Annotated in this window: 27 protein-coding genes and 1 pseudogene; 12 read left to right on the forward strand and 16 right to left on the reverse strand. The window is 66.1% G+C overall.

The features are described from left to right. Window positions 1-3 precede the first annotated feature (3 nt). The 3 genes from NDI89_RS04735 (at window position 4) to NDI89_RS04745 (ending at window position 4971) form a co-directional block, all read left to right on the forward strand. Window positions 4-1767, forward strand: a complete 1764-nt coding sequence (locus tag NDI89_RS04735) for an ATP synthase subunit A (protein ID WP_277520354.1) — start codon at window positions 4-6, stop codon at window positions 1765-1767. Between the two features lie 2 nt (window positions 1768-1769). Beyond that, window positions 1770-3185, forward strand: a complete 1416-nt coding sequence (locus NDI89_RS04740; RefSeq protein ID WP_277520355.1) for an ATP synthase subunit B — start codon at window positions 1770-1772, stop codon at window positions 3183-3185. Window positions 3186-3357: 172 nt separating this feature from the next. After that, a complete protein-coding gene (locus tag NDI89_RS04745; protein WP_277520356.1) occupies window positions 3358-4971 on the forward strand; it encodes a long-chain-fatty-acid--CoA ligase in 1614 nt (537 codons plus the stop codon). Between the two features lie 27 nt (window positions 4972-4998). Here NDI89_RS04745 and NDI89_RS04750 read toward each other — a convergent pair whose 3' ends face one another. After that, entirely contained in the window at window positions 4999-5310 is a 312-nt protein-coding gene (locus tag NDI89_RS04750) for a DUF8143 family protein (protein ID WP_277520357.1), read from the reverse strand. Between the two features lie 64 nt (window positions 5311-5374). On the opposite strand from NDI89_RS04750, the gene NDI89_RS04755 reads away from it, so the two are divergent. The 3 genes and pseudogenes from NDI89_RS04755 (at window position 5375) to NDI89_RS04765 (ending at window position 6853) form a co-directional block, all read left to right on the forward strand. After that, a complete protein-coding gene (locus NDI89_RS04755; protein WP_277520358.1) occupies window positions 5375-5578 on the forward strand; it encodes a zinc ribbon domain-containing protein in 204 nt (67 codons plus the stop codon). A gap of 103 nt (window positions 5579-5681) precedes the next feature. Continuing rightward, complete coding sequence (locus tag NDI89_RS04760) at window positions 5682-6428, forward strand: V-type ATP synthase subunit D (protein ID WP_277520359.1); 747 nt, start codon at window positions 5682-5684, stop codon at window positions 6426-6428. A gap of 60 nt (window positions 6429-6488) precedes the next feature. Continuing rightward, window positions 6489-6853: pseudogene (locus tag NDI89_RS04765) on the forward strand (DUF6276 family protein). Window positions 6854-6981: 128 nt separating this feature from the next. Here NDI89_RS04765 and NDI89_RS04770 read toward each other — a convergent pair. From NDI89_RS04770 to pepF, 4 genes are all read right to left on the reverse strand, one after another. Then, window positions 6982-7380, reverse strand: coding sequence for a DUF5811 family protein (locus tag NDI89_RS04770; RefSeq protein WP_138243671.1), 399 nt, complete (start codon window positions 7378-7380; stop codon window positions 6982-6984). Window positions 7381-7434: 54 nt separating this feature from the next. Beyond that, on the reverse strand, window positions 7435-7920 hold the full coding sequence (locus tag NDI89_RS04775) for a pyruvoyl-dependent arginine decarboxylase (protein WP_277520360.1): 486 nt from the start codon (window positions 7918-7920) through the stop codon (window positions 7435-7437). Between the two features lie 279 nt (window positions 7921-8199). Further along, complete coding sequence (pan2, locus tag NDI89_RS04780) at window positions 8200-9432, reverse strand: proteasome-activating nucleotidase Pan2 (RefSeq protein WP_277520361.1); 1233 nt, start codon at window positions 9430-9432, stop codon at window positions 8200-8202. 163 nt (window positions 9433-9595) lie between these two features. Then, a complete protein-coding gene (pepF, locus tag NDI89_RS04785; protein ID WP_277520362.1) occupies window positions 9596-11389 on the reverse strand; it encodes an oligoendopeptidase F in 1794 nt (597 codons plus the stop codon). Between the two features lie 170 nt (window positions 11390-11559). Between pepF and NDI89_RS04790 the strand changes: the two genes are divergently transcribed. Both NDI89_RS04790 and NDI89_RS04795 read left to right on the forward strand, forming a co-directional pair. Continuing rightward, window positions 11560-12669: an NADH:flavin oxidoreductase gene (locus tag NDI89_RS04790; protein WP_277520363.1), complete on the forward strand. Its 1110-nt coding sequence runs from the start codon at window positions 11560-11562 to the stop codon at window positions 12667-12669. 74 nt (window positions 12670-12743) lie between these two features. Next, window positions 12744-14108, forward strand: a complete 1365-nt coding sequence (locus tag NDI89_RS04795) for a M28 family metallopeptidase (RefSeq protein WP_277520364.1) — start codon at window positions 12744-12746, stop codon at window positions 14106-14108. Window positions 14109-14175: 67 nt separating this feature from the next. On the opposite strand, the gene NDI89_RS04800 is transcribed toward NDI89_RS04795, so the two are convergent. From NDI89_RS04800 to NDI89_RS04810, 3 genes are all read right to left on the reverse strand, one after another. Continuing rightward, the gene (locus tag NDI89_RS04800; RefSeq protein WP_277520365.1) at window positions 14176-14421 is read right to left on the reverse strand and encodes a hypothetical protein; all 246 of its coding nucleotides are present in this window, start codon (window positions 14419-14421) and stop codon (window positions 14176-14178) included. Window positions 14422-14499: 78 nt separating this feature from the next. Beyond that, the gene (gene truA, locus NDI89_RS04805) at window positions 14500-15336 is read right to left on the reverse strand and encodes a tRNA pseudouridine(38-40) synthase TruA (protein ID WP_277520366.1); all 837 of its coding nucleotides are present in this window, start codon (window positions 15334-15336) and stop codon (window positions 14500-14502) included. 111 nt (window positions 15337-15447) lie between these two features. Then, window positions 15448-15957, reverse strand: coding sequence for a fasciclin domain-containing protein (locus NDI89_RS04810; protein WP_277520367.1), 510 nt, complete (start codon window positions 15955-15957; stop codon window positions 15448-15450). Window positions 15958-16107: 150 nt separating this feature from the next. Between NDI89_RS04810 and NDI89_RS04815 the strand changes: the two genes are divergently transcribed. Together NDI89_RS04815 and NDI89_RS04820 are read left to right on the forward strand one after the other, a co-directional pair. Then, a complete protein-coding gene (locus tag NDI89_RS04815; RefSeq protein WP_277520368.1) occupies window positions 16108-16764 on the forward strand; it encodes a trimeric intracellular cation channel family protein in 657 nt (218 codons plus the stop codon). 201 nt (window positions 16765-16965) lie between these two features. Beyond that, window positions 16966-17187: a hypothetical protein gene (locus NDI89_RS04820; RefSeq protein ID WP_277520369.1), complete on the forward strand. Its 222-nt coding sequence runs from the start codon at window positions 16966-16968 to the stop codon at window positions 17185-17187. Between the two features lie 282 nt (window positions 17188-17469). Here the strand turns inward: NDI89_RS04820 and NDI89_RS04825 are convergent, their stop codons facing one another. From NDI89_RS04825 to NDI89_RS04845, 5 genes are all read right to left on the reverse strand, one after another. Further along, the gene (locus NDI89_RS04825; protein WP_277520370.1) at window positions 17470-17718 is read right to left on the reverse strand and encodes a transcriptional regulator; all 249 of its coding nucleotides are present in this window, start codon (window positions 17716-17718) and stop codon (window positions 17470-17472) included. A 172-nt stretch (window positions 17719-17890) separates the two neighbouring features. Continuing rightward, window positions 17891-18031: a hypothetical protein gene (locus tag NDI89_RS04830; RefSeq protein WP_277520371.1), complete on the reverse strand. Its 141-nt coding sequence runs from the start codon at window positions 18029-18031 to the stop codon at window positions 17891-17893. Next, window positions 18031-18222 carry a hypothetical protein gene (locus NDI89_RS04835; protein WP_277520372.1) on the reverse strand — a complete coding sequence of 64 codons (192 nt, stop codon included), beginning with the start codon at window positions 18220-18222 and terminating at the stop codon, window positions 18031-18033. The genes NDI89_RS04830 and NDI89_RS04835 overlap by 1 nt, the downstream gene beginning before the upstream one ends. A 291-nt stretch (window positions 18223-18513) precedes the next feature. Beyond that, the gene (locus NDI89_RS04840) at window positions 18514-19038 is read right to left on the reverse strand and encodes a hypothetical protein (protein ID WP_277520373.1); all 525 of its coding nucleotides are present in this window, start codon (window positions 19036-19038) and stop codon (window positions 18514-18516) included. Between the two features lie 96 nt (window positions 19039-19134). Then, a complete protein-coding gene (locus NDI89_RS04845; protein WP_277520374.1) occupies window positions 19135-19878 on the reverse strand; it encodes an SDR family oxidoreductase in 744 nt (247 codons plus the stop codon). A 218-nt stretch (window positions 19879-20096) separates the two neighbouring features. Between NDI89_RS04845 and NDI89_RS04850 the strand changes: the two genes are divergently transcribed. Beyond that, window positions 20097-20753: a hypothetical protein gene (locus NDI89_RS04850; protein ID WP_277520375.1), complete on the forward strand. Its 657-nt coding sequence runs from the start codon at window positions 20097-20099 to the stop codon at window positions 20751-20753. Between the two features lie 77 nt (window positions 20754-20830). Here NDI89_RS04850 and NDI89_RS04855 read toward each other — a convergent pair whose 3' ends face one another. Further along, complete coding sequence (locus tag NDI89_RS04855) at window positions 20831-22411, reverse strand: carboxypeptidase M32 (RefSeq protein WP_277520376.1); 1581 nt, start codon at window positions 22409-22411, stop codon at window positions 20831-20833. A gap of 239 nt (window positions 22412-22650) precedes the next feature. Between NDI89_RS04855 and NDI89_RS04860 the strand changes: the two genes are divergently transcribed. Further along, entirely contained in the window at window positions 22651-23019 is a 369-nt protein-coding gene (locus NDI89_RS04860) for a hypothetical protein (RefSeq protein ID WP_277520377.1), read from the forward strand. Window positions 23020-23054: 35 nt separating this feature from the next. Here NDI89_RS04860 and NDI89_RS04865 read toward each other — a convergent pair whose 3' ends face one another. Continuing rightward, window positions 23055-24152: a M20 family metallopeptidase gene (locus NDI89_RS04865; protein ID WP_277520378.1), complete on the reverse strand. Its 1098-nt coding sequence runs from the start codon at window positions 24150-24152 to the stop codon at window positions 23055-23057. A 67-nt stretch (window positions 24153-24219) separates the two neighbouring features. Continuing rightward, entirely contained in the window at window positions 24220-25863 is a 1644-nt protein-coding gene (locus NDI89_RS04870) for a globin-coupled sensor protein (protein WP_277520379.1), read from the reverse strand. Window positions 25864-25867: the final 4 nt, after the last annotated feature.

Genomic DNA, 25867 nt, shown 5'->3' on the forward strand with positions numbered 1-25867 from the left:
ACTATGAGCCAGGCAGAAGACATCGAATCCGTCGACGAAGACGGTGTAATCGAAAGCGTGAGCGGTCCCGTCGTGACCGCCACGGACCTCGACGCCCGGATGAACGACGTCGTCTACGTCGGCGACGAAGGGCTGATGGGCGAGGTCATCGAAATCGAAGGGAACCTGACCACCATTCAGGTGTACGAGGAAACCTCCGGCGTCGGCCCGGGCGAACCCGTCCAGAACACGGGCGAGCCCCTGAGCGTCGACCTCGGACCCGGCATGCTGGACTCCATCTACGACGGCGTCCAGCGGCCGCTCGACGTCCTCGAGGAGAAGATGGGAACGGCGTTTCTCGACCGCGGGGTCGACGCCCCGGGGATCGACCTCGAGAAGGAGTGGGAGTTCACCCCCGAAGTCGAGGAAGGAGACGCCGTCGAGCCCGGCGACGTCGTCGGGGTCGTCGAGGAGACCGTCACCATCGACCACAAGGTCATGGTACCGCCGGACTACGAGGGCGGCGACGTCACCGCTATCGAGCACGGCGAGTTCAACGTCGAGGAGACGGTCGTCGAACTCGACAACGGCGAAGAGATCCAGATGCACCAGGAGTGGCCGGTCCGCGAAGCCCGGCCCGCCGGTGACAAGGAGACGCCGACCGAGCCGCTGGTGACGGGCCAGCGCGTGCAGGACGGCCTCTTCCCGCTCGCGAAGGGCGGGACGGCGGCGATTCCCGGTCCGTTCGGCTCCGGGAAGACCGTCACCCAGCAGCAACTCGCCAAGTGGTCCGACGCGGACATCGTCGTCTACATCGGCTGTGGCGAGCGCGGCAACGAGATGACCGAGGTCATCGAGGACTTCCCGGAACTGCCGGACCCGCAGACCGGGAACCCGCTGATGGCCCGGACCTGCCTCATCGCCAACACGTCGAATATGCCCGTCGCGGCCCGCGAATCCTGTATCTACACGGGAATCACGATCGCGGAGTACTACCGCGACATGGGCTACGACGTCGCGCTGATGGCCGACTCCACCTCGCGGTGGGCCGAGGCCATGCGGGAGATCTCGAGCCGACTCGAGGAGATGCCCGGCGAGGAGGGGTACCCCGCGTACCTGGCGGCCGCGCTCTCGGAGTTCTACGAGCGCGCCGGCAAGTTCCAGCTGATGAACGGCGGCGAAGGATCGATTTCGGTCGTCGGGGCGGTCTCGCCGCCGGGCGGCGACTTCTCCGAGCCGGTCACCCAGAACACGCTGCGTATCGTCAAGACGTTCTGGGCGCTGGACGCCGACCTCGCGGAGCGTCGGCACTTCCCCTCGATCAACTGGAACGAGTCCTACTCGCTGTACAAGGACCAGCTCGACCCGTGGTGGGAGAGCAACGTCGCCGGCGACTGGGCGGACACCCGCCAGTGGGCGGTCGACATACTGGACGAAGAGGACGAACTGCAGGAGATCGTCCAGCTCGTCGGGAAGGACGCGCTGCCGGAGGACCAGCAGCTCACGATGGAGATCGCACGCTACATCCGTGAGGCCTGGCTCCAGCAGAACGCGCTCCACGACGTCGACACCTACTGCGAACCCGAGAAGACCTACCGGATGCTCGGCGCGATCAAGACGTTCAACGACGAGGCCTTCGACGCACTCGACGCCGGCGTCCCGGTCGAGGAGATCCAGGACGTCGACGCCGCGCCGCAGCTCAACCGGATGGGCACGGCCGAGGAGTGGGAGGAGTTCATCGACGAGATCGAGAACGACCTCAAGGAACAACTGCGCGCACTGTACTAACAATGAAAGAGTACCAGACTATCACGGAAATCAGCGGTCCGCTGGTGTTCGCCGAGGTCGACGAACCCGTCGGGTACGACGAGATCGTCGAGATCGAGACCGAGGACGGGCGAACGCTGCGCGGTCAGGTGCTGGAATCGAGCGAGGGGATCGTCTCGATCCAGGTGTTCGAGGGCACGGGCGGGATCGACCGCAACGCCTCCGTTCGCTTCCTGGGCGAGACGATGAAGATGCCCGTCACCGAGGATCTGCTCGGGCGGGTGCTCGACGGCTCCGGGAACCCGATCGACGGCGGTCCGGAGATCGTCCCCGACGACCGACAGGATATCGTCGGCAAAGCGATCAACCCCTACTCGCGGGAGTACCCCGAGGAGTTCATCCAGACCGGCGTCTCCGCCATCGACGGCATGAACACGCTGGTCCGGGGCCAGAAGCTGCCGATCTTCTCCGGATCGGGGCTCCCCCACAACGAACTCGCGCTCCAGATCGCCCGTCAGGCGACGGTGCCGGAGGAAGACGAGGAAGGCGACGGCTCGGAGTTCGCCGTCATCTTCGGCGCGATGGGAATCACGGCCGAGGAGGCGAACGAGTTCATGGACGACTTCGAACGCACGGGCGCGCTCGAGCGCTCGGTCGTCTTCATGAACCTCGCGGACGACCCCGCAGTCGAGCGGCAGGTCACGCCGCGACTCGCGCTCACCACGGCCGAGTACCTGGCCTTCGAGAAGGACTACCACGTCCTCGTCATCCTGACGGACATGACCAACTATTGTGAGGCACTGCGCGAGATCGGTGCCGCACGCGAGGAGGTCCCGGGCCGGCGTGGCTACCCCGGGTACATGTACACTGACCTGGCACAGCTCTACGAGCGTGCCGGTCGTATCGAGGGCAAGGAGGGCTCGGTCACGCAGATCCCGATCCTGACGATGCCCGGCGACGACGACACGCACCCGATTCCGGACCTGACCGGGTACATCACCGAGGGCCAGATCATGATGGATCGGGACCTCAACAGTCAGGGGATCGAGCCGCCGGTCAACGTCCTCCCCAGCCTCTCCCGGCTGATGGACGACGGGATCGGCGAAGGTCTGACCCGCGAAGACCACGGCGACGTCTCCGACCAGATGTACGCCGCCTACGCGGAGGGTGAGGACCTGCGCGACCTCGTGAACATCGTCGGTCGCGAGGCGCTCTCCGAGCGGGACAACAAGTTCCTCGACTTCGCCGACCGCTTCGAGGAGGAGTTCGTCCAGCAGGGGTACGACACCAACCGCTCGATCGACGAGACGCTCGAGATCGGCTGGGACCTGCTGTCGGACCTGCCGAAAGAAGCGCTCAATCGCGTCGACGAGGAGCTCATCGCCGAGCACTACCGCGAGGACGAGTCCGAAGCCGCCGAAGTCACGGCCGACGACTGATCCGACCGGTCAGTTTCGTTCGCCGCGCTTTTCTTCGATGGAGTAACGGCCAGCGCCCGTCTCTCGTATCGCGTCGGCGTGCCGTCTCCAACTACCGAATTCACGCCGAGAACTGTCAGCGAGTGCGACCAATCGAAACTACCGTATGGATCGCCGATGAACCGTGGTACGTATGCACAAACCACTGCTCGTCCCGGAGTTCCTCGACCGGGCGCGAACGCACTACGGCGACGACGAGGCGGTCGTGGCCACGACGGGGGAACGATTCACGTACGACGAACTCGGCGAGCGAGCCGACCGGTTCTCCGCGGCGCTGCAGGAACGCGGGATCGAAAAGGGCGATCGCGTGGCGGTTCTCGATCCGAACACGCACTATCACCTCGAGGCGGCCTACGGAATCATGCAGCTGGGTGCGGTCCACACGCCGCTGAACTACCGGCTCACGCCCGACGATTTCGAGTACATCCTGTCGGACGCGGGCGTCGACGCGATCTACGCCGACTACGACTTCGCCGACAGGATCGAGGAAATCCGCGACGAGGTGCCGACGGAGACGTTCGTGACGAACGACGCGGACGCAGTGGAGGGCGACTGGGAGGATTTTGACGGCGTCCTCGAAGAGACGGGCACCGACTACGACCGCCCCGAGATGAGCGAGGACGAGATCATCACGATCAACTACACCTCGGGGACGACGGGCGATCCGAAGGGGGTCTGTCGAACCCACCGCTGCGAGACGATCCACGCGTACCTGCTCGTCGGGCATCAGGAGATCACCGACGACGACGTCTACCTGTGGACGCTGCCGATGTTCCACGCGAACGGCTGGGGTCACATCTTCGCGGTGACGGGAATCGGGGCGACACACGTCTGTACGCGCGGGGTCGACGCCGCGGACATCTTCGAGACCGTGCGCTCGGAGGACGTCTCGTACATGTGCGGCGCGCCGACGGTGTTGAACATGCTCACCGAGTACTACGAAGAAAACGAGCCGGAGACGACCGGCGACGCGGACATCCGCCTCGCGACCGCCGGCAGCGCGCCGCCTGAGGCCACCATCCGAACCGTCGAGGACCAGTTCGGCTGGTACCTGAAACACGTCTACGGCGCGACCGAGACGGGGCCGCTGATCACGACCTCCGACGCGCGCCGGCACTTCGAGGACGGCAGCGACGACCGGTTCCGGATCAAGAAGCGCCAGGGGCTGGCCTACCTCGGGACCGAAATCCGCGTCGTCGACGAGGACGGCGAGGACGTTCCCCGGGACGACGAGACGCTGGGAGAGGTCGTCGTCCGGGGCAACCAGATCATGGAGAAGTACTGGGGGAAACCGGAGGCGACCGAGGAGGCCTTCAACGACCGCGTCGCGGGCTACTACCACACCGGCGACCTGGCGACCGTCGACGAGAACGGGATGATCGCGATTCAGGACCGGAAGAAGGACATCATCATCTCCGGGGGCGAGAACATCTCGAGCATCGAACTCGAGGACACCCTCTTCGACCACCCCGACGTCTCCGACGCGGCGGTGATCCCGTCGCCCAGCGACGAGTGGGGCGAGACGCCGAAGGCCTTCGTCGTCCCTGCGAGCGGCGACCCCGAGGACCCCGGCGTGACGGAGGGCGACCTCGAGGCCTTCACCCGCGAGAACCTCGCGGGGTACAAGACCGTCCACCGGGTCGAGTTCGTCGAGGAGCTGCCGACGACGGCGACGGGGAAGGTCCAGAAGTACGAGCTCCGCCAGGAGGAGTGGGGCGAGGAGGATCGAATGGTCGGGGAGGGCTGAATTAGCGGGCACCAGTCCGCTCGAGGGTCAGGTGCGTCGATTTCCCCACCCGTCGTCTCGCTCGTCCCGATCGAAGTTCGTCGGCCAGTCGCCCTCCTCCGAATCCGTTTCCGCGCGGTGATCGCGATGGCCGTCCGCCGCGCGGTCGTCACCGGTGGGGGTCCAGTCAGCGTCAGTCGGTGAGCGCGACGTTTCGCGGCCGCCGCGCTCTTTCGCGATTCGTTCCGCCTCCGCGCGATCGACCACGGTCGGGTTGGACGTTTCCTGGCTGATCGCCAGCCAGAGGACCAGCGGAATCCCGAGCGAGATCAGTACGACGACGAGAACGGCGACTGCCATGACTCGTCGATCACTCGAGTCGCAGGACACAAAAGTTTTTGTCTCCTAACAGAAACACCGGAATATGAAAGGCGACGATCGCGGCTGTCCGAAGTGCGACCACACGGAGACGGAGATCGACGAGATTTCGACGACCGGGGGCGGGCTCTCGAAGATGTTCGATATCCAGAACCGCCGGTTCCACGTCGTCAGCTGTACGAACTGCGGCTACTCGGAGCTCTACAAGGGCCAGTCGTCGGGCGACATGATCGATCTGTTCCTCGGCTAGGGGGGACGCCTCGACCGAAGGCGGCAATTCGCCTCGGAACGGGCCCGGCGGTGCGGAGAAACTGTAAACAGTTATCCGACTGGGGGCGCTAGCCCCCCACAAGATGGCCAACGACGTCAAGCCCACGCGCAAGAACTTGATGGCGATCGAGGATCGCATCGAGCTCTCCGAGCGGGGGCACGGTACGCTCGAGAAGAAACGCGACGGGCTGATCATGGAATTCATGGACATCCTGGACAAGGCCCAGGACGTCCGCGGCGACCTCGCACAGGACTACGAGGACGCCCAGAAGAAGATCAACATGGCCCGCGCGATGGAGGGCGACGTCGCGGTTCGCGGTGCCGCAGCGGCGCTGCAGGAACACCCCGAGATCACCACCGAGTCCAAGAACATCATGGGCGTCGTCGTGCCCCAGATCGAGTCCTCGCGGGTCTCCAAGAGCCTCGATCAGCGCGGCTACGGGATCATGGGCACCTCCGCCCGCATCGACGAAGCCGCCGAGGCCTACGAGGACCTGCTGGAGAGCATCATCCTCGCCGCCGAGGTCGAAACGGCGATGAAGAAGATGCTCCGGGAGATCGAGACGACCAAGCGACGCGTCAACGCCCTCGAGTTCAAGCTCCTGCCGGAACTGTACGACAATCAGGAGTACATCGAGCAGAAACTCGAGGAGCAGGAACGCGAGGAGACGTTCCGCCTGAAGAAGATCAAGGAGAAGAAGGAGGCCGAAGAGAAGGCAGAGCGAGAGGCCGAAGCGGAAGCCGAGGCCGAAGAAGCGGAAGCGAAGGAGGAGGAACTCGAGGAGATTCAGCCGGACACCGCCGCGCAATCCCCGACGAGCACCCAATAAGGAGGAGCTGCTGTCTCGCTTCGTCAATCGATCGGACGGTGACTCGCGGATTCGATCCCGATGGCCTGTTCACAGTGCGGTTCGCCCGTGATTCAGTTTTCCGTCCCCGACGAGTATCGCGAATACACACCATCGGAAGCCGCGGTCTATTCCGTCTGCTCGCACTGTCTGACTCTCGAGACGATTTCGGACGAGGGGGTGGCGGCGGATCACGACCCGGACTTTTCCCGAGTCGGCGACGCCTTCCCCACTAATCCCGAGCGTGCGATCCCGCTCGCGCTCGCGATCGGGCTGTGTTCGTCGCTCGCGACGAACCGCTCCGCGATCCGCTCTTGGTACTCGATCGGCTCGGTGACGATCCGTCGGTCGAGCCGGCGATCGACCTCGAGCGGCGGCGACACCAGCTCGAGCAGCTACTGTACTGACGATACCGTCTTCCGCCCCGACGTCGCCACTCCGGGACGGGCATCGTCGGCTCGTTAAAACGGAGCTGTATCGATCCCAGCGGTCGGGGCGAGACGATCGAATACAGGAGCCCGAGAGCGGTACTCGGCTACTTTCCGGTCGGCCGCACGTTGTTGCTGATCGCCTGTTTCACCTGCAGGGCCGCACTCGCGGCCAGCCCGCGAGCGACCTCGTCGCGTTCGTCGGCGGTGATGACCTCCTCGGCGGCCGCCGCCTCCTCGAGGTCCGGCGTGAAGCCGGCACTGACCGCGTGGCCGACGGGCGGTCGGACGGCGACGGTGACCTCCGGGCCGGTCATGCCGCTCGAGACGTCGGCGTCGACGACGTATTCGTTCGGGAGGAACTCGCGGGTACGGGCGGCGATCCGCGAGACGTCGCGGTGGAGCAGTCGCTTCTGCGCACTCGAGAGGTCAGGAACGTCCGCCGCTGCACGTTGCCCAGCGCCAGTCTCGCCCGGTAGCCCTGCGTACGGCGTATTTCCGTTCATGAGAAGTGTGTGCCAGTAGCAATGCGCCGGCGGTTCAAAAGGGTTCGCCTTCAGTCAATCTGAGAGGATCGGCTCGCTGTCGCCGTAGACGGCCAGAACAACCGCCGTCGTGTACAGCCCCGATTCGGCCTGTCGGCTCTCGACGGCGACCTGTGACTCTCCGAACTCCCAGTCGCGCAGTTCCTGTCCCGCAGCCAGTCCCTCGCGAACCCGCCGTTCGACGGTCTCGCTGTCCATCTCGCCCGCCGTCTCGTAGAACAACCCCGGGCCGTCGTCGACCGACTGCGTCCACGCGAGCGCCGCGCTCACGCGGCCGGGACCGGCGGTGGTGGCTCGAGCCTCGACGACCGTCAGGCGCTCGCCGGCGGGGCCGAGATCGGGCGCGGTACCGACGGCCTCGACGGTGGTTTCAGCGGGAATCACAGAAGAAACCGAGACGAGGTTGTAGTTCTCGATGCCGGCCTCCGCGAGGGCCGCGTCGTAGGAGGCCATCGCCGTGGGCGCCGACGCGGTCCCCCAGACGACTCGAATCGTGCTCATGTCCGTACTCGGGGACGAGCGGCGTAAGGCGTTGCGATCCGGAACCGATGAGATACGACTCGCCCAGTGGCCGCGAGCGGAGCCCGAAGAACTGAGGGCTCCGCGAGTCGGGGGAGGGCAGGCGATTCACCGATTTCACCGCGAGCGAACCCGTAGGGTGAGCGAGCGGGCCGACGACCGATGTGGAGAGCGCGAAGCGCTCGGAACGGAGTGAGGAGTGCTTTTCATCGAAGTTTTGCCGAGGGCGCGGCGAAGCCGCGCCCGCAGAGCAAAAGTTCGTTATTGATAGAAGTAGCCCGCCGACGAGACCACGTCGCTCGAGTCGTCGTCTTCGATCTTCTCGAGGGCCTCGGCGAAGTCCTGGTGGCGGACCTCGTCGCGCTCGTTGCGGATGGCGAACATGCCGGCTTCGGTGGCGAGACTCTCGATGTCGGCGCCGGAGTAGCCGTCGGTGTCGTCGGCCAGGTCGGCGAAGTCGACGTCCGCGGCGATGTTCATGTTGCGGGTGTGGATCCCGAGGATCTGCTCGCGGCCGTCGCGGTCGGGCTCGGGGACTTCGATGAGGCGGTCGAAGCGCCCGGGGCGGAGGATGGCGCGGTCGAGCATGTCGTAGCGGTTGGTGGCGGCGATGATGCGGATCTCGCCGCGGGCCTCGAAGCCGTCCATCTCCGAGAGGAGTTGCATCATGGTCCGCTGGACCTCGGCGTCGCCGGAGGTCTTGGACTCGGTGCGCCGCGTCGCGATGGCGTCGATCTCGTCGATGAAGATGATGGCGGGCTGGCGCTCGCGGGCCATCTCGAAGAGGTCGCGGACGAGTCGGGAGCCCTCGCCGATGAACTTGCGGACGAGCTCCGAGCCGGCCATCTTGATGAAGGTGGCGTCGGTCTCGTTGGCGACGGCCTTGGCGAGCATCGTCTTGCCGGTCCCCGGCGGGCCGTAGAGGAGAACGCCGCTGGGCGGATCGATGCCGACCTCGTTGAATATTTCGGGTTCGGTGAGCGGCTGCTCGACGGCTTCGCGGACCTCGCGGACCTGCTCGTCGATGCCGCCGATGTCCGCGTAGGTGACCTCCGGCTTCTCGGTGATCTCCATCGACTGGGCGCGCGCGTCGGTCTCCGTGTCCAGCACCGTCTGGATCGCGAAGGAGTCGTTGACCGCGACCCGGTCGCCCGGCTCGACGCGGTCGACCATGCGCGAGGCGACGTCGGTCAGCACTTCCTGATTGTTTCCGTGCTGTTTGACGATGACCTGATCGTCCTCGAGCACGTCCTCGACGGTCGCGATGTACAGCGAGGAGCTCTTCAGCGTCTCGTTTTCGCGTTCGACGCGATCGACTTTCTCCCGGAGGCGCTCGCGGCGGTCCTCGGCGTCGTCGAGCTGGGCGGACAGCTGGTCGTTGACGTCGACCAGGTCCTCGTAGTGCCCGCGGAGCGCCTCGAGCCGCTCGTCGTCGGGGAGGTCTGAGTCGATATCGCGGTGAGGTCGGTCGGGAATAGACGGGCTTCGAGACATCCTGATATAGGCCGTTAGGATTTGGATAGTAAATGTGCCTTTGGGTCCCGGAGGGATTTCTCGAATACGAGATCGAGACGCGCCGCGCCAGCACGTACGACGGACGGTATGGAGCGGCGAATTCGAAAGAACGACGCGAAAAGCGGCGGTCGGAGGGGCTCGATCAGTCCAGCAGCGATTCGAACTCCGAGAGTCGGTCGCCGTACGTCTCGAGCGCGCGGTCGATCGGTTCGGACGAACTCATGTCGACGCCGGCGATCCGGAGGAGCTCGAGGGGGTACTCCCGCGATCCCCGCTGGAGGAAGTCGAGGTAGTCCTCGGCGGCGGATTCGCCGTTCTCGAGGACGTCGTCGACGATCGCGAGCGCGGCCGAGATGCCGGTCGCGTACTGGTAGACGTAGAACGCGCGGTAGAAGTGGGGAATGCGCATCCACTCGCGCGCGATGCGGTCGTCGATCGCCGCGGGCTCGTAGTAGTCTTCTTTCAGCCCGCGGTAGAGGTCGTCCAATCGGTCCGCGGTGAGGGGCTCGCCGTCCTCCTCGAGGCGGTGAGCCTCGTGCTCGAATTCGGCGAAGAGGGTCTGTCGGTACAGCGTCGAGCGCACGCGCTCGAGGAACTCGTTGAGGACGTGTTTCCGGAACTCGGGGTCGTCGACGGTCTCGAGCAGGTGGTTGGTCAGCAGGGCCTCGTTGACCGTGCTGGCGACCTCGGCGACGAAGATCTCGTAGTTCGAGTAGATGTAGGGCTGTTCGTCCGTGGTGAGCTCGGAGTGCATCGAGTGGCCGAGTTCGTGGGCCAGCGTGTACATCGAGGAGATGTCGTGCTGGTAGTTCAGGAGGATGAACGGCTGCGTGTCGTAGGTTCCGCCGGAGTACGCGCCGGACTGTTTGCCCTCGTTCTCGTAGACGTCGACCCACTGCGAGTCGAGCCCCTCGGCGACGCGGGATTGGTACGTCTCGCCCAGCGGTGCGAGTGCCTCGACGACGTGCTCGGTCGCCCGATCGTACTCGAGGTCGGGGCCCTCGTCACCGGTCAGGGGCATGTAGAGATCCCACATCTCCAGTTCGTCGACGTCCAGCGCCCGTCGCTTGAGTTCGGCGTGGCGGTGGAGCTCGTCGATGTTGTCGTGGACGGTGTCGACGAGGGTGTCGTAGACCGCTGCGGGGACGTTCGGGCCGTCGAGGGCGGCTTCGCGAGCGGTGTCGTAGTTGCGCGCTCGCGCGGTCTTGACGTCGGCTTTGACGCTGTTCTTGTAGCTGGCCGCGACCGTGTTTCGGACCGACTCCCACTCGTCGAAGTAGCCCTCGTAGACGCGCCGTCGGAAGTCCCGGTCGGGTCGCTTGAGCAGGTTCGTGAAGTTGCTCTGCGTGATCTCGACGGAGTCTCCCTGCGGATCCTCGACCGTCGGGAACGTCATATCGGCGTTCGAGAGCATCTGGTACACCTCGCCCGTCGCGCCCGTCACTTCGCTCAGATCCGCCAGCAGCTCTTCGACTTCGGCCGATCGCGTGTGGGGCTTCATCCGGAGCACGTCGTCGACGTAGTGGTCGTAGGTCTCGAGGGCGGGGACCGCCTCGACCATCGCGTCGAACTCCTCGCGGGTCAGCGTCTGGATTTCGGGGTCGATGAACGACGCTGCCGATCGGGCGTCGGCGGCCAGGGACTGTGAGCGGGCCGTCAGCGCCTGATACTGCTGATTCGTCGTGTCCTCGTCGCGACGCATGCGAGCGTAGGCCGCGACCGTCGACACCTCGCGCATGATCTCGTCGCGCAGCTCGAGGGTCTCGAGGAGGGTCTCGGCGCTCTCGGTCGCGCGGCCCTCGTAGGCTTCGAGTTCGTCGACGCGCTCGGCGACGGCCTCGTAGGCGTCCTCCCAGTCGTCGTCGGTCGCGTAGATGCTCTCGAGGTCCCACTTGTACTCGGCGTCTATCTCCGAGCGTTCGGATACCGAACTCATACCCCGTATGAGTCGATCCCCGGAGGTAAGGTTTATCTTTGTCACCGAGCGAACACGCCGGACGGCAGTGACGCGGTTCCGGACGCCGAACCCCGTGATCTATCATCGGGATTTCGCGGGCGGCACACGGCGGACTGTCGCTTATACGGACGAGAGCGGTATCGTAGCCGATGACAGACGCAGACGATATCCTGTTCGACGCGGTCGATCTCGGCGACGAGACGCTCGCAAACCGGGTCGGTCTCGCGCCGATGACGCGAACCAGCGCAACCGAGAACGGGCGAGCGACGGCGGAGATGGCCCGATACTACGCGAAGTTCGCCCGCGGCGGCTTCTCCGTCCTCATCACCGAGGGCACTCATCCGGACGACGCGCACAGTCAGGGCTACGACGACCAGCCCGGCCTCGCCACCGACGAGCACGTCGCGGCGTGGCGGCGAGTGACCGACGCCGTCCACGAGGAGGGTGCGCCGATCTTCGCCCAGCTCATGCACGCCGGCGCGCTCTCCCAGGGGAACCGCTACACCGACGAGACGGTCGGCCCCTCTGCCGTCCGCCCCGAGGGAGAACAACTCGAGATGTACGGCGGCGACGGGGAGTTCCCCGAACCGCGGGAACTGACGAGCGACGATATCGACGACGTGATCGAGGGGTTCGTCGCCGCAGCCGAACGCGCGGTGGAGGCGAACTTCGACGGCGTCGAGGTCCACGGCGCGAACGGCTACGTGCTGGACCAGTTCCTCACGACCTACACGAACCGGCGCGACGACGAGTACGGCGGCGACGTCGAGAACCGGATCCGCCTGACAGCGGAGGTGCTCGAGGCGGTTCGGGACGCCACACCCGACGATTTCGTCGTCGGTGTCCGGCTCTCCCAGAGCAAGGTCAACGACCCGGACTACCGCTGGCCCGGCGGCGAGGACGACGCCGAAGTGATCTTCGGGGCGGTCTCCGACGCCGGTACCGACTACATCCACGTCACGGAGGAGGACGTCACGGCACCGGCGTTCGACGAGGGCCCGACGCTCTCGGAGCTCGCGGATCGGTACGGTGACGCGCCCGTGATCGCCAACGGCGGGCTCGAGGATCCCGACGCGGCGCGAGCAACTGTCGAGGAAGGCGCGGACCTGATCACGCTCGGGACGGGCGCGCTCGCAAACCCCGACTGGCCGACACGCGTCGCGGAGGGCCGCCCGCTCGAGGCGTTCGACTTCGGACGCGTCCTCCAGCCCGACGCCGCCATCGACGAGTCGGAAGTGCCGGCACCGGCGGACGACTGAGGGACGGGACTCGCCGTTCTCATAGCCGGTCCCCGCGCCCGACCGCTTTTTTCGATCGCCGCAAAAGAACGGGTATGAACGACAGCGATCCGGCCCTCGAGCGTGCAATCGGCCGTGCGTGGACCGACGATCGGTCCTGGGAGTTGCTCACCCGACTGACCGAACTGCCCCATCGGATGGGCGGCTCCGGCGGCGAGCGTCGGGCCGCCGAAATCGTCCGCGATGCGTTCACCGACGCAGGACTCGAGAGCGTTCGAATCGATGACTTCCCGATGCAGTACTGGGAACGCGGCGAAACCGAATTCGCGGTACTCGAGGGCGCGGCGGCGGACGGCGCCGATCGAATCGACCGCTCGTTCGAGGCCATCGCGCTGCCGTACGCGCCGGCGGGCGACGTCGAGGGATCGCTGGTCGATATCGGCTACGGGACGCCCGACGAGATCGAGGACGCGGATCTCCGAGGCGGGATCGCCGTCGCGAGCACGATGACGCCGTCCGGTCAGCGGTTCGTCCACCGGATGGAGAAATTCGGCCACGCCGTGGCGGCGGGGGCGAAGGCGTTCGTCTTCGGCAATCACGTCCCCGGCCAGTTGCCCCCGACGGGCGCACTGAAGTTCGACGCCGAGGCCGCCGTTCCCGGCATCGGCGTCAGCGCCGAAACCCACGACTGGCTCGTCGATTACGCCGAGCGCGGCGCACGGGCACGGCTCCGCGTCGACGCGACGACCCGGGACGGCTCGAGCCAGAACGTCCACGGAACCCTCGGTCCGGAAACGGGCGCGGAAGTGCTGGTCCTCGCCCACTACGACGCTCACGATATCAGCGAGGGCGCGCTGGACAACGGCTGTGGAATCGCGACCGTCGCCGGCGCGGCCGCGGTCCTCGCGGCGATCGAAGACGACCTCGAATGCTCCGTCCGGATCGCCGGCGTCGGCTGCGAGGAGATCGGCCTGCTTGGTGCGGAGGCGCTGGTCGACGAGCTGGACCTCGAGTCGATCCGAGCGGTCGTCAACGTCGACGGCGCGGGGCGGTTTCGAAACCTGCGAGCGCTCTCCCACGGCACCGAGGCGCTCGCGGACCTCGCCGACGACGTGACCGAGGCCGTCGGACAGCCGGTCGTTCACGAGCCGGATCCGCATCCGTTCAGCGATCACTGGCCGTTCCTGCGGGCGGGGGTCCCATCGCTGCAACTTCACAGCGAGCCGCCGGCCGGCGAGGAACGAGGGCGGGGCTGGGGACACACGACGGCGGACACCCGCGACAAGGTCGATCCTCGGAACCTCCGTGAACACGCGGTGCTGACGGCGCTGCTCGTTCGCGAGCTGACGGCTCGAGACGTGCCCCGGGTCGACGTGGACGAGCTTCGCGACCGACTGCGCGACCAGGAGTACGAGTCCGGAATGCGCGCCGCGGAGATGTGGCCCGACGACTGGACGTAGGTTATCGTAGCCGCTCCGATTCAATGCACACCGAATCGCACCGCAGTATCGATTCGGTATGATCGTTTCAGCGCCTACTGGTTTCGGCGTCGACCGCGGTCCGGACGATGCGAGCGACGCCCAGCGTCGCGACGAACGTCCCGACGAGGACGAGCAAGCCGAACAGGACGACACCGAGCGCGGACGCGCCCACTTCCGGATGGGTCCGCAGCGGCGACGTGAGCCGGAGTCCGAAAAAGAAGACGAGGACGCCTGCAGCGACGCGAATCGACGCGCGCCAGTACGCACCGTACTCTTCGGGCGACAGTTCCATGTGCCGAGGTGTGTCCTCGGCCGTGAAAAACGCTCGCACGCGCTTCGATGGGACGGCAGCGCAGCGCGCCGGTGGCCCTCAGCGAATCCCGTCGGCTACTTGCCCGGCGACGCGAGCCCCCGTCCGCCGGTCGATGCGGCGGCGATCGAACACCGCTCGAGCGCTCTCGGCCGCCGCCTCGTCGATCTCGAACGCGAGATCCGGATAGCGAACGTCGGTCAGGACCAGCGGTTCGGCCGGTGCGGGTGCGATTCCCTCGTGGCCGGGAAGCGGCTCGGGCTCGAGCACGCGGCCGATCTTCGCGGGCGGCGACTCGCCGGTTCCGACGGCGCGAGCGAGCGAGACGAGCCGACGGACCAGTTCCCGGGCGAAGCCGCCCGCGCTGACCGTGACGACGAGGTAGTCCCCGTCACGGGTCGCCTCGAGCGCGAGCGAGCGCTCGGTGTTGCGGTCGTCGGGCGTGAGATTGTGAACGTCGTGGCTGCCGGAGAGCGCCTCGCAGGCCGCGTGGAACCGGTCGTCGTCGACGGCGGGCGCGACTCCCTCGTCTTCCGCCGATGGCGCGTACAGATGGTACGTGTACTCCCGGCGGCTCGCGCGATGAGTCGCGTGGAACTCCGCCGGCGCGTCGGCGGCCGCCCACGCGCGGATATCGGCCGGGAGCTCGGCGTTCAGCGCCCGCGGCGCGAGCCAGTCGGGCGACTCGAGCGCGATCGTCTGCGCCAGCGCGGAGACGCCCGCGTCCGTGCGACCGGCGGCGGCGTAGCCGTCGGGTTTGTGCGCATCAGAGTCCAAGACGTCGAGCGCGCGGAGGGCGTCGAAGATCGCGTCCTCGACGGTGGAGACGTCGGGCTGGCGCTGGAAGCCGTGATAGTCCGTGCCGTCGTAGGCGATCCGGAACGCGCGAAGGGGCATCGGGTCTCGAGTCGATCCAGCGGGGCCAGCGTGTTATACCGTTCGCTGTTCCGGCGGCGGGTGGGTCGCGAAAAAACGGTGCTACGGGTTCGGTCTCCCACGTCGCCAGAGTCAGGGCAGCAGCACGCCGTCGATGACGTGGACGACGCCGTTCGACGCTTCGATATCGGTGCCGACGATCGTCGCCTGCCCCTCGTTCAGGGTGGTCCCGTCGACGGTGACGGAGTCTCCGTTTAGCGTCTCCACCGCCGGTGCATTGACGACTGAGGGTGCGTACCGCCGACCCTCCGTCACGTGGTAGCGGAGGACGTTCTCGAGCGCGGCCGTGCTGAGCTGGGAGGTGTCCACACCGTCGAAGGCGTCGTCGGTCGGGGCGAACACCGTGTACTGACCGTCGTCGCTGTTCAGGACGGAATCGAGGCCCGTCGCCTCGAGTGCGGCGACGAGCGTCTCGAAGTCGTCGCTGCCGGCCGCGATCTCGGCGATCGTGCTCTCGGCGCTGGCTCCCTTGCGTTTGCCGTTTCGTGCGCTGACCGTGCCGACACCGCCGACACCGAACAGTGCACCGGCGCTGCCGACCGCCTTCAGGACGTCTCGTCGCTGTGGGTCGATTGGTGACATATACACCACAGTCAATCGGTTTGATACGATTCAACTCCTTTCCTAACTAGTAAGGTTTATTTCGCCGCTCGGCTCCGTTCGACGGTGCATTCAATAGAAGAGCGTTCCGATACGTGGCACTCAAGAGACTCGCTCTCGTAGGCGAGCGTAGTGAGTCAGGAGGTCATCGGAATACTGTTCGGCGACCCGTTCGCCGTCATGAACGCGATCGGCCTGGTCGCGTTCGCACTCGTCGGGTCGTCGAAGGCGATCCGCGAGGAGTTCGACGTCTTCGGGATCCTCATCGTCGGCCTGGCGATGGCGTTTGCCGGCGGCGCGACGCGCGATCTCCTCGTCACGCGAGTGCCGTTAGCGCTCCAGTCCCCGCTCGAGATCGGCCTGGGCCTACTCGGCGTCGCCTTAGCGATCGCTCTGAGCGTCGTTCTATCGTCTCCAGATACGCATCCGGTCACGCTCGTCGCGGACGCGATCGGCCTCGCTGCGTTCGCGACGACCGGCGCTATCGTCGCGACCGAGGCGGGCCTGTCAGCGTTCGGTGTCGTCGCGATCGCGACGATCAACGCCGTCGGAGGGGGCGCGGTCGCGGATATCCTCCTCGATCGAGCCCCGTTCATCCTCTTCGAGGACTTCTACGCGAGCTGTGCCGTCCTCGGGGGGAGTGCGTACTGGCTGGCGGGAACGGTGGGGGCGGCCGAGAGTACGGCCGCCGTCGCGTGTGCGGTCGTGACCGTCGTGACTCGGTTGGCCGCGGTCACGTACGGCTGGCACCTCCCGACGGTACAGAATTCGGGACTCCTACGCGACTGAGAAAGCGGGCAGAGCGCCTCAGTACATCTGATGTCATTCTCTCGACAGATAGATGTTCAGTTCGCATCCGCAATTACTGCGAGTGCTACGTCCGAGAATCAGAGTCACGTCTGACAGTCGAACTCGAGTCAGCGGTCAGTACGGGAAGCGACTCACCGTCCCTCGCGAAGCGTTTTCCGTGACAACGCCCTTGAGACGGGTATGGCCACGACTGTTACGACACCCGACGCGGAGGAGACCTGTGTATACTGTGGGTCCCGCATTTTCGATCACGATCCCGTCTGCGTCCGCGATTGCGACGACGACTGTGGATCTCCCCTGTACTTCTGTAACTACGCCTGTCTCTCGGCGTACATCGACGAGAACGGCCTCACCACGGGCGACGCATGTGAGTGGAACCCCGGCGAAAACGGCCGTTGCTGATCGGCGGTTTCGGTAAATTCGCAGATGAACATACCGAACCGGGTATTCAGTTACGCGAATAGCTCTCACTGAAGAAATCGACCGACTGCTGTGATGACCACTTCCGAACAGCACACTCCAAAGGGAGTGCGGAACGACCACACTCGAGCCCCGGCGGCGGATCGTCCGCTCGACCGGATAACGTGGTCCGCTCGCCGTCGGTATCGGTCGCCACTCGCGGCCGTCACGGAGCCACCAGCCGTCGACCGGACCGGGGCCGGAGCGGACCGCGTTGCAATCGAGTCATATCCAATCCTCGGGGAGTTCGTCCCGGTGCCGTGCCATCATCTCCAGGAGCGGTCTGATGTCGTCGAACTTCGGGCCCTTCGTTACCTCGTGATTCCCTTCGTCCCAATCGATGAATCCGTAGTCTTCCAGCAGCGGGAGATGGACGTGTTTCATCTCGGTGAGCAGCGCCGCCAATTCCTCGTCAGTCGTCTCCGTGTCCCCAACGTAGAGCTTCGAGTCGTCCTCCGGGTTGTGAGACAACATGTGTACTAACAATCGACGTCGTTGAACGCTCCCGACTGCTTTGAAAAACGATCTACATTGGACACGTTGGTAGTTAGATCCGAAATGGGTTAAGAATGGAACATATTCACTCGAGTCTGTGTTCTGATTAAGTGAGTGACAGCGTGGGAGACGGGCCGACTCGACGATCGAGTTACGCGATCCGTTCCCCGTCGGCGTCGACCGCCACCTCGCAGTCGTCACAGAGCCACCAGCCGATCAGCGGATCGCGGAGCGGGAGCACCGCCTCACAGTCGGGGCAGCGCTTCGGGTCATCGGCTCGAGGCCCGGTCATCACTCCCCCGTCCCCAGTCCGCGGTCGGCTGGATCGGTCGTGAGGAGAACCGGATCCACCGAGCAGCTACAGGGGTAAGCGGTGCCCCTGTACAGCCTGCTCGAGGTCAGGACGCTGACGGGCTCGCCGCAGTTGGGACAGTCGGGGCGCGACGACGGGCGGTCCGCGAGCGGGTCGCTGCCGTCAGGCATGTCGATCACACCTCGAGCGGCTGTTCGCAGTCGAGACTGGTCGTATCGGGCGATTCGGCTGCCGTGCGGGACGTTTATATCCCGGTAGAATGTACGGAATCATGGCTTCGAATCCCTTGAGGGGGATGGAAGCCAGTCTCGGGTGCGCCAACACCCGGGGCGTTTGCGAACGCCCCCTATCGGAGACGTGGCCTCCGACTTAATCGTCGTCTCGTTATCACTTATAACTACTGCTTAGTAAGTCGAATGTATCGCCTCGGCTCGAGCGAGAACGTAGGTCCTGAGACTCCCTCACAGTTCGTCGCCGGTATCGAACTCCTCCGTGTCCGAGTCGTCGAACCCGACCTCGCCTGCTCCCGATTCCTCGGCCGCACCCTCGTCGATATCGAACTCGTCGGTCTCGAGTTCCGAGCCGTCGACGCCGATCCGACCGTCCTGAATCTCGATGGTGACCTCGTCCTCGGCGTCGCCCCTCGCGCCGAGCAGCTGGGTGGTCGCCGTCTCGAGTTCCTCGTTGACCGACCAGACGAACCGGAGCACGGACTCGAATTCGGTACCCGCCTCGCGGACGCCGCGGTGTGGCGAGAGGTCGCCGAGACTCTGCGCTCCCTCAGGGTGGAGGTACTGGATCGGGTGGTCGGTCGGGACCTCTTGAAGGTCGACGTCGAACGACCAGAGGTACGGCAGGAACTGGATGGCGTAGCCCTGCGGTTTCGGTGCGCGCCGACCGGCGGCGGTCAGCGCGACGTTGATTGCGGTGGACTCCGCATCGGTGTCGAAGTAGACGCCCGGAACGCGCGGAATGGATACTCGCATACTCGTGAGAGGGGGCCGGGGCGGGGTGAGTCCGGACCCTGCAGGCCCACCCTCCTTTTATATGACGCCCGGACCCGGCGGTCGATCACCGCCTCGTCAGTGGAACGTGTCGGTGAACTTGTCCCGACGAGTGATATCGAGCTCGCTGATGCTCGAGCCCTCGCGGCTCGCGGCGAAGCGGATCGCTTCGGCGACCTCCCGCGGGTCGCTGGCCTCGTCCTCGTCGAATCGCTCGGCGAAGGTCTCGCCGTCGGGCGTCTCGAACTCCGAGCGGACCTCGGCCGGGTTGACGAGCGTGATCCCGACCCCGTCGTCGCCGATCTGGGCCGCGAGGCTCTTCGCGAAGCCCCGCACCCACCACTTCGACGCGGCGTAGACCGGATTGGCCGGCCGCGGGTGCTGGCCGGCGAAACTGGCGACGAAGATGAGGTGCCCCCCGCGCTCGCGAATGTGCGGGATCGCCGCCCGCGACGCGTAGAAGACGCCGTCGACGTTGGTCTCCTGCATCGTCTCGTATCCCTCGGTCGACAGGGACTCGACCTCGCTCCCGCGGGCCAGTCCGGCGTTGTTCACCAGCACGTCGATGCCGCCGAACGTCTCGACGGTCTCCTCGATCAGCGCGTCCACGTCGCCCTCCTCGCGGACGTTCGTCGGCACGACCAGCGTCTCGACGCCGTACTCCGTCTCGAGGTCGGCCGCGAGACTCGTCAACCGGTCTTCGCTGCGGGCCGCGAGGACGACGTTCGCCCCCGCGGCCGCGAGTTCGTGACAGGTCGCCGCGCCGATTCCGGCACTCGCACCCGTAACGATCGCCGTTCCCTGCTCGAGTGACTCTGACATCGTGCGACGGGTAAGCAGGCGTCGACCCTAAAAACGGGGGCCACGTGTCGATCGTTCATCATCCGGGCTCGAGGCGGGAGCCGACATCTGCGGCGGAGACATCCGTTCTCCGGTAGTCGTGGCGGGCGGTCAGCCGGTCTCGTCGACCGATTCCCCCAGTAATATATACCCCCCATATTCGATAAATATATGGTATTTACTTCTAATATATGGCTACGATGGGGGTAATTCAGGGGGAAGCCAGCGGTGGGACTATCAGCGCGGCAGCGATCGCGGCGGTGCTCGAGGACTGGACCTACAGCGCGAAGCCCTCGAACGGAGACGCGCTCGTCGACGGACTCTCGAGGGCGTTCCCGAACGGGGACGTGCGACGCGATTCGGGGGCGGCGGACGCACTGGTCGACGGCGTCGCGGTCGTGCTCGCACACGGATTGAATCGGGCGCTCAGGCGGGACATCGGGTCCCTCACCGAACGGTTCGGCGAGGTCGTAGTCTACTCCACGGCGTGTCACACCGACTCGCCGAACGAGTGGCGCGAGTTCAAACACAGGCGCTCCGGGCGGGGAACCGGGACGGTCCGTTTCGTCGAACGGACGCCGCGAACCGACGGAGACGGCAGCGCCGTATCGACGCGCACACTCGTCGCACTCCCGGCCGTTCTGATCGGGGTCGTCGGCCTGTTCGCGCGGTCGCTGGGCCCGTTCGGAACGACTGGAGCGTTCGGAGTCGCAACCGGCGCTGTGACGGCCGTCCCCGGAGGGACGGAGTTGCCGATCGCCAGCGCGGCGATCCTCGGAATCGCCGTCGCAGTCGGCGGTTCCCTCGCGACTCGGCGAGGGGTCTACCTCGCGCTCCTCGCACGACTCGCGCAGTGACTCGTTCGAGACCGAGACGGATCCCGGAACGACCGGGGTGAGAATACTGCGGCCGACTCGTCGGGGCCTTCGCGCGGTCAGTAGTCCTCGAGATCGTACAGCTCGCCGTATTTCGACTCGACGTACGCGAGGAAGTGGTCCGCGGTCAGGCCCTCGCCGGTGGCTCGCTCGATCAGGTCGGGCGTGACGTAGCGCTTGCCGTGCCGGTGGATGTTCTCGCGCAGCCAGCCGTTGAGCTCGTCGAACTCGCCCCGGCGGATTCCGTCGTCGAAGTCGCCGCAGTCGTCTTCCGCCGCGGCGTACAACTGCGCCGCGAGCACCGATCCCAGCGAGTACGTCGAGAAGTAGCCGAAGTCGCCGTGGGACCAGTGGATGTCCTGCAGGCACCCTTCCGCGTCCGTCTCGGGGCGCACGCCGAGGTACTCCTCGTACTTGTCGTTCCAGACTTCGGGGACCTCCGAGACCTCGAGGTCGCCCCGGATGAGGTCGCGCTCGATCTCGAACCGGATCACGATGTGGAGGTGGTAGGTGAGCTCGTCCGCCTCGACGCGGATGAGGTTGTCGTCGTGAACCTGGTTCGCCGCCTCGTAGGCCTCTTCGGGCGTGACGTCCTCGAGTTCGGGGAAGCGCTCGCGGGCGATGGGAAGGAAGTGCTCCCAGAAGGGACGGGAGCGGCCGACGTGGTTCTCCCAGAGGCGGGACTGGGACTCGTGGACCGAGAGGTCCCGCGCCTCGCCCAGCGGCGTGCCGTAGCCGTCGTCGGGGAGGCCCTGCGTGTAGTTGGCGTGGCCGAACTCGTGGATCGTCGAGGTGATCGATCCGAGTAGATCGTCCTCCTCGAACCGGGTCGTCACGCGGGCGTCGAACTGCGTCCCAGAGGAGAAGGGATGGGGAGCCGTGTCCAGTCGACCGCGGCCCCAATCGTACCCCAGCGAATCGAGGACGTCGCGCGCGAGCGCCTCCTGATCGTCGTCGTCGAACGCTCCGGCGAAGGCATCCGTGGTGAGATCAGCATCGCTGTCTTGGACGGCATCGATCAGCGGGACGAGGTTCTCCCGCAGCCGCTCGAGGACCCGTTCGGCCGTCTCGAGGTCGATGTAGGGCTCGTAGTCCGCGAAGAGGACGGCGTAGGGATCGGCGTCCGGATCGATGTGGTTCGCGTACTCCCGCTTGAGGTCGACCAGTTTCTCGAGCGTCGGGGCGAAGTGCTCGAAGTCGTCCTCCTCTTTGGCCTGCTTCCACTTCGGGTGGGCGTTCGACGACGTCGCCGATATCTCTTCGACGAGTTCCTGCGGGACGCTCGTTTCGCGGTCGTACCGCCGGCGAATCTCGCGGACGACCGCAGCTTGGTCGCTCTCGAGGTCGCCGCTCGCGGTTTCACCGCTCGCTTCTCGAGACGACGCAGTCGTCTCGCCCCCCTCGAGCTCGGCGAGCAACTCGCCGGTCTCGTCGGCGGTCAAGAGCTCGTGGCTGATCGAGGACAGCGTCGAGAGCTGCTGCGCTCGGGCGGGCGTTCCCTCGTCGGGCATCATGACTTCCTGGTCCCATCCCAGGATGCCGGCGGCGTTTCCGACGTTCGAGATGCGCTGGACTCGCTCTTCGAACCGGTCGTACGTGTCGGCTTCGCTCGCATCGCTTCGAGCCTGATCGGTCGCCATAGCCGTACCGTTCGCTCGGAAGTGCTATCAACGTCGTGGTTCCGGGTCCCTCGTTCGCGATCGAGTAAGAGCGATGCGTACTGGAGGGGGCGGCCAGATGTGTCGGTTGGTGAGACAATCAGTGTGTCGTAGTAACGGCGTTGTGCGACGCTTTCCCGGCGCTCTGGAGAACCGATGAGAGGCGTGCGGAACTTGCAAGCACCGAACTATTCCGCCGATCTGATGTCCGTCGAACTACTATGGCCCTCGCATCACCAATCGCGTCGGCGATCGTGTTCGTCGTGAGCCTCCTGATCGGCGCGCTCGGCATCTACGCGGGCGCGCGAGTCATCGTCGGCAGAGCCGACTACGATCACGCCATCGTCACCGCGTTGATCGGTGCGATCGTCTGGGCGATCGTCGGCTTCCTCGTCGGCTGGGTCCCGCTCGTCGGACCGTTAATCGCCCTGATCGCGTACGTCGCGGTCATCAACTGGCGGTATCCAGGCGACTGGACCGCCGCGGCGATGATCGGCCTCGTCGCGTGGGTCACCGTCCTGATCGCCCTCTACGTCCTCGCCGCGCTCGGGATCACCGCCTTCGACGCGGTCGGCGTTCCGGGCGTCTGAGGTCGTAACCGAACGGCCGCGACCGCCGGGCGATCTCAGCGAGCCGGCGGCCACTGTTCTGCGATCCGCCGGTACGTCTCGCGACACCGCTCGAGGACGTCGATCGAGACGCTCTCGTCGTCGGTGTGAGCTTCCCCCGGTTCTGACGGGCCACAGATTACGCACTCCGTACCAGCCTGCGAGAGCCAACCCGCGTCGGTCGCGTGGGGTTTCGTCACGAGTTCCGGCTCGGCCGTCTGTGCGCCGGTCGCGGCCTCGAGAACCGTCTCGGCGAACGCTTCGTCCTCACACCGCATCGGTGGCAAGTCCTGATCGACCGTCCACTCGACTCCCTCGAGGTCCGCGGCCCGCTCGATCGCGGCCCGCTCGCCCGGAACCGTCCGCTCGTCGACCGTGAACGCACAGCGGGCGGGAACGACGTTCATCGCCGACCCGCCCTCGATCTCGGTGACGGTGAGTCGGCCCTCGAGCGTCTCGCCGGCCACGTCGACCGACGGGGGCTCGAGGTCCCGAACGCGGTCGACGGCCGCGGTGGCGCGGTAGATGGCGTTCTCGCCGGCGTCGGCCTCGCTGGCGTGCGCGGCGGTGCCGCGGGCGGTGATCGTGCTCCCGCGTCGTCCCTTGTGGGCGACCGCGACGTCGGTAACGTCCGGTCCCGAGTAGTTCGTCGATCCCTCGCCGACGACGGCGTAGTCGGGTGCGAACCCCTCGTCGATCGCGTGCCGTGCGCCGACGCCGCCGACTTCCTCGCCGACGAAACTCGCGACGACGAGTTCGCCCGCGGGGTCAGCATCGCGGAAGGCGAGCAAGGCGGCTGCGACCGCGCCCTTCATGTCCGCCGTCCCGCGGCCGTAGAGCCGACCGTCTCGCTCGTCGACGGCGTACTCGGTCGCTCCGTCCTCGTCCGCGGTCGCCACCTGCGACGCCGCGGGTTCGACGACGTCGTGGTGGCCGACCAGCGCGAGCGTCTCGTCGCCCGTTCCCTTTCGAGCGATCACGTTTCCGACCGAATCTTGAGTCACGTCGGCGTCGGTCTCGCGCCGCAGCCACTGTTCTACGAAGTCACCCGCGGCGGTCTCGTCCTCGTGACTGGGGATCGAGACGAGGTCGCGCGTGAGATCGATGAGCGCCATACGGTGGGCATCGGTCGCGGCGGTGTTCACTCCACCGGAGTCCGCGGTCGCTGTCCGCAATCGGGGCTCAGCCGAGTCGCTCGTAGACCGGCGGCTCCGCGCCGTCCTCGTCGTCGGTTAACCGAGCGACCGATCGGCGAACCTCGCGGAGGCTGGCCGTCTGCTGTTGGCTGGCCGCCGCGACCGACTCCGCGGCGCTCGCGACGGTATCGGCCGACTCCGAGAGGTCCTCGAGCGTCTCCGCCGTCACCTCGACGCCCTGTGCTTGCTGGTCGGTCGCAGCCGCGACCTCTTCCATGCCCGACGCCGTCTCCCGCGCCGACTCGTGGATCTCTTCGAGCGAGTCGACCGTTTCCCGAACGCGGTTCGTTCCGATATCCACGCGAGCGACCGTCTCCTCGGTCGTTTCCACGGTCGCCGCGGCGTCCTCGCGGACGGCTTCGACGGCGGTTTCGATCTCCGCGAGGTCGGCTTTCGTCTGCTCGGCGAACGATCGCACTTCGCTCGCGATGACGCCCATCGTCTCGCCGCCGTTGCCGTCCGACCGTGACGACTCGATCTTCGCGTTCGCCGCCAACACCGTCGTCCGTTCCGCGAGGTCGTCGAGCCTGTCGACGACCTCGTCGATCTCGTCGGTCCGCGCTGCGAGGCCGTCGACGGCATCGGCGACCTCGTCGGTCGCGTCCTCGATCGCCTCGAGTTCTTCGAGGGCGTCGTCGGCCGCTTCGACGCCCTGAGCGGCGAGTCGCTCCGTCCGGTCGCTCTCCGCCCTGACCTCGTCGGCGACGCTCGCGACCTCCTCGACGGCGGCGCTCACTTCGTTGAGGTCGCCCGCCGCTCGCGTGACGCCGGCGGCCTGGGACTCGGTCTGTTCGCTGATCGCCTCGGCGCGCCGTGCGACCACCTCGCTCGAGTCGTGGAGTTCGGCGATCGGCCCCTGCACGTCGGTTTCGACCTCGCTCGCGAGTCGCTCGCGGCGCTCGATCGACTCCTCGAGTTCCTGTGCGTAGGAATCGACGTAGGTATCGACCGCGACCTGCATGTCGAGGTTGATGATACGCAGGAGCGAGAGAACGTCCATCATGCCGTCGTCGATGGCGTCCCTCACGGTCGCTTCGAACGACTCGTCGAGCCCGTCTTCGTCGTGGCGGCCCTCGCCGCCGAGACCCAGCGCACCGACGAACCGCTCGAGCCCGCCGTCGCCTTCGGCATCACGCTCTTCGGCCCACCCCTCGATGGCGTCAATGACCTGTCGTTGGACTCGCTCGTTCAACCGCGAGAGGATCAGATCGTAGTAGACGCCGTACTGTCCCACGTACTGTTTCAGCGGCATATCGAGTAGCTCGTGAAGCTTCCCGATCCGCGCACGGTTCTCGAAGAACTCTCGGTCGTACTCTCCGGTCGCCAGCGAGACGAGATACGCGCGCTGCGTCCGCTTGAGCGCGTCGACGTCTTTCGGAGAGCGGTCGACGATCGCCCGTGTCTGTTCGTAGTGCAATACGTTCTCGTAGAAGTCGTCGGCGATCTCCTCGGAATTGGCCTGTAGGAGCGGCTCCAGCTCCGCCAGCCGCCGTTCGTCGGCCTCGTCGAACCCGATAAAATCCTTTCGCCACGCGATTTCGTCGTCGTCGAGCCCGATCCGGTCCACGAGATCGTCGACGTCGAGAAAGCCGTTGAGTCCGCCGGTACCGAACGCCTGCTCCGGTTGCATGCGA

Origin of the sequence: Natrinema salsiterrestre (assembly GCF_029502005.1) — an archaeon.
In the GTDB taxonomy this organism is placed as follows: Archaea; Halobacteriota; Halobacteria; order Halobacteriales; family Natrialbaceae; genus Natrinema; species Natrinema salsiterrestre.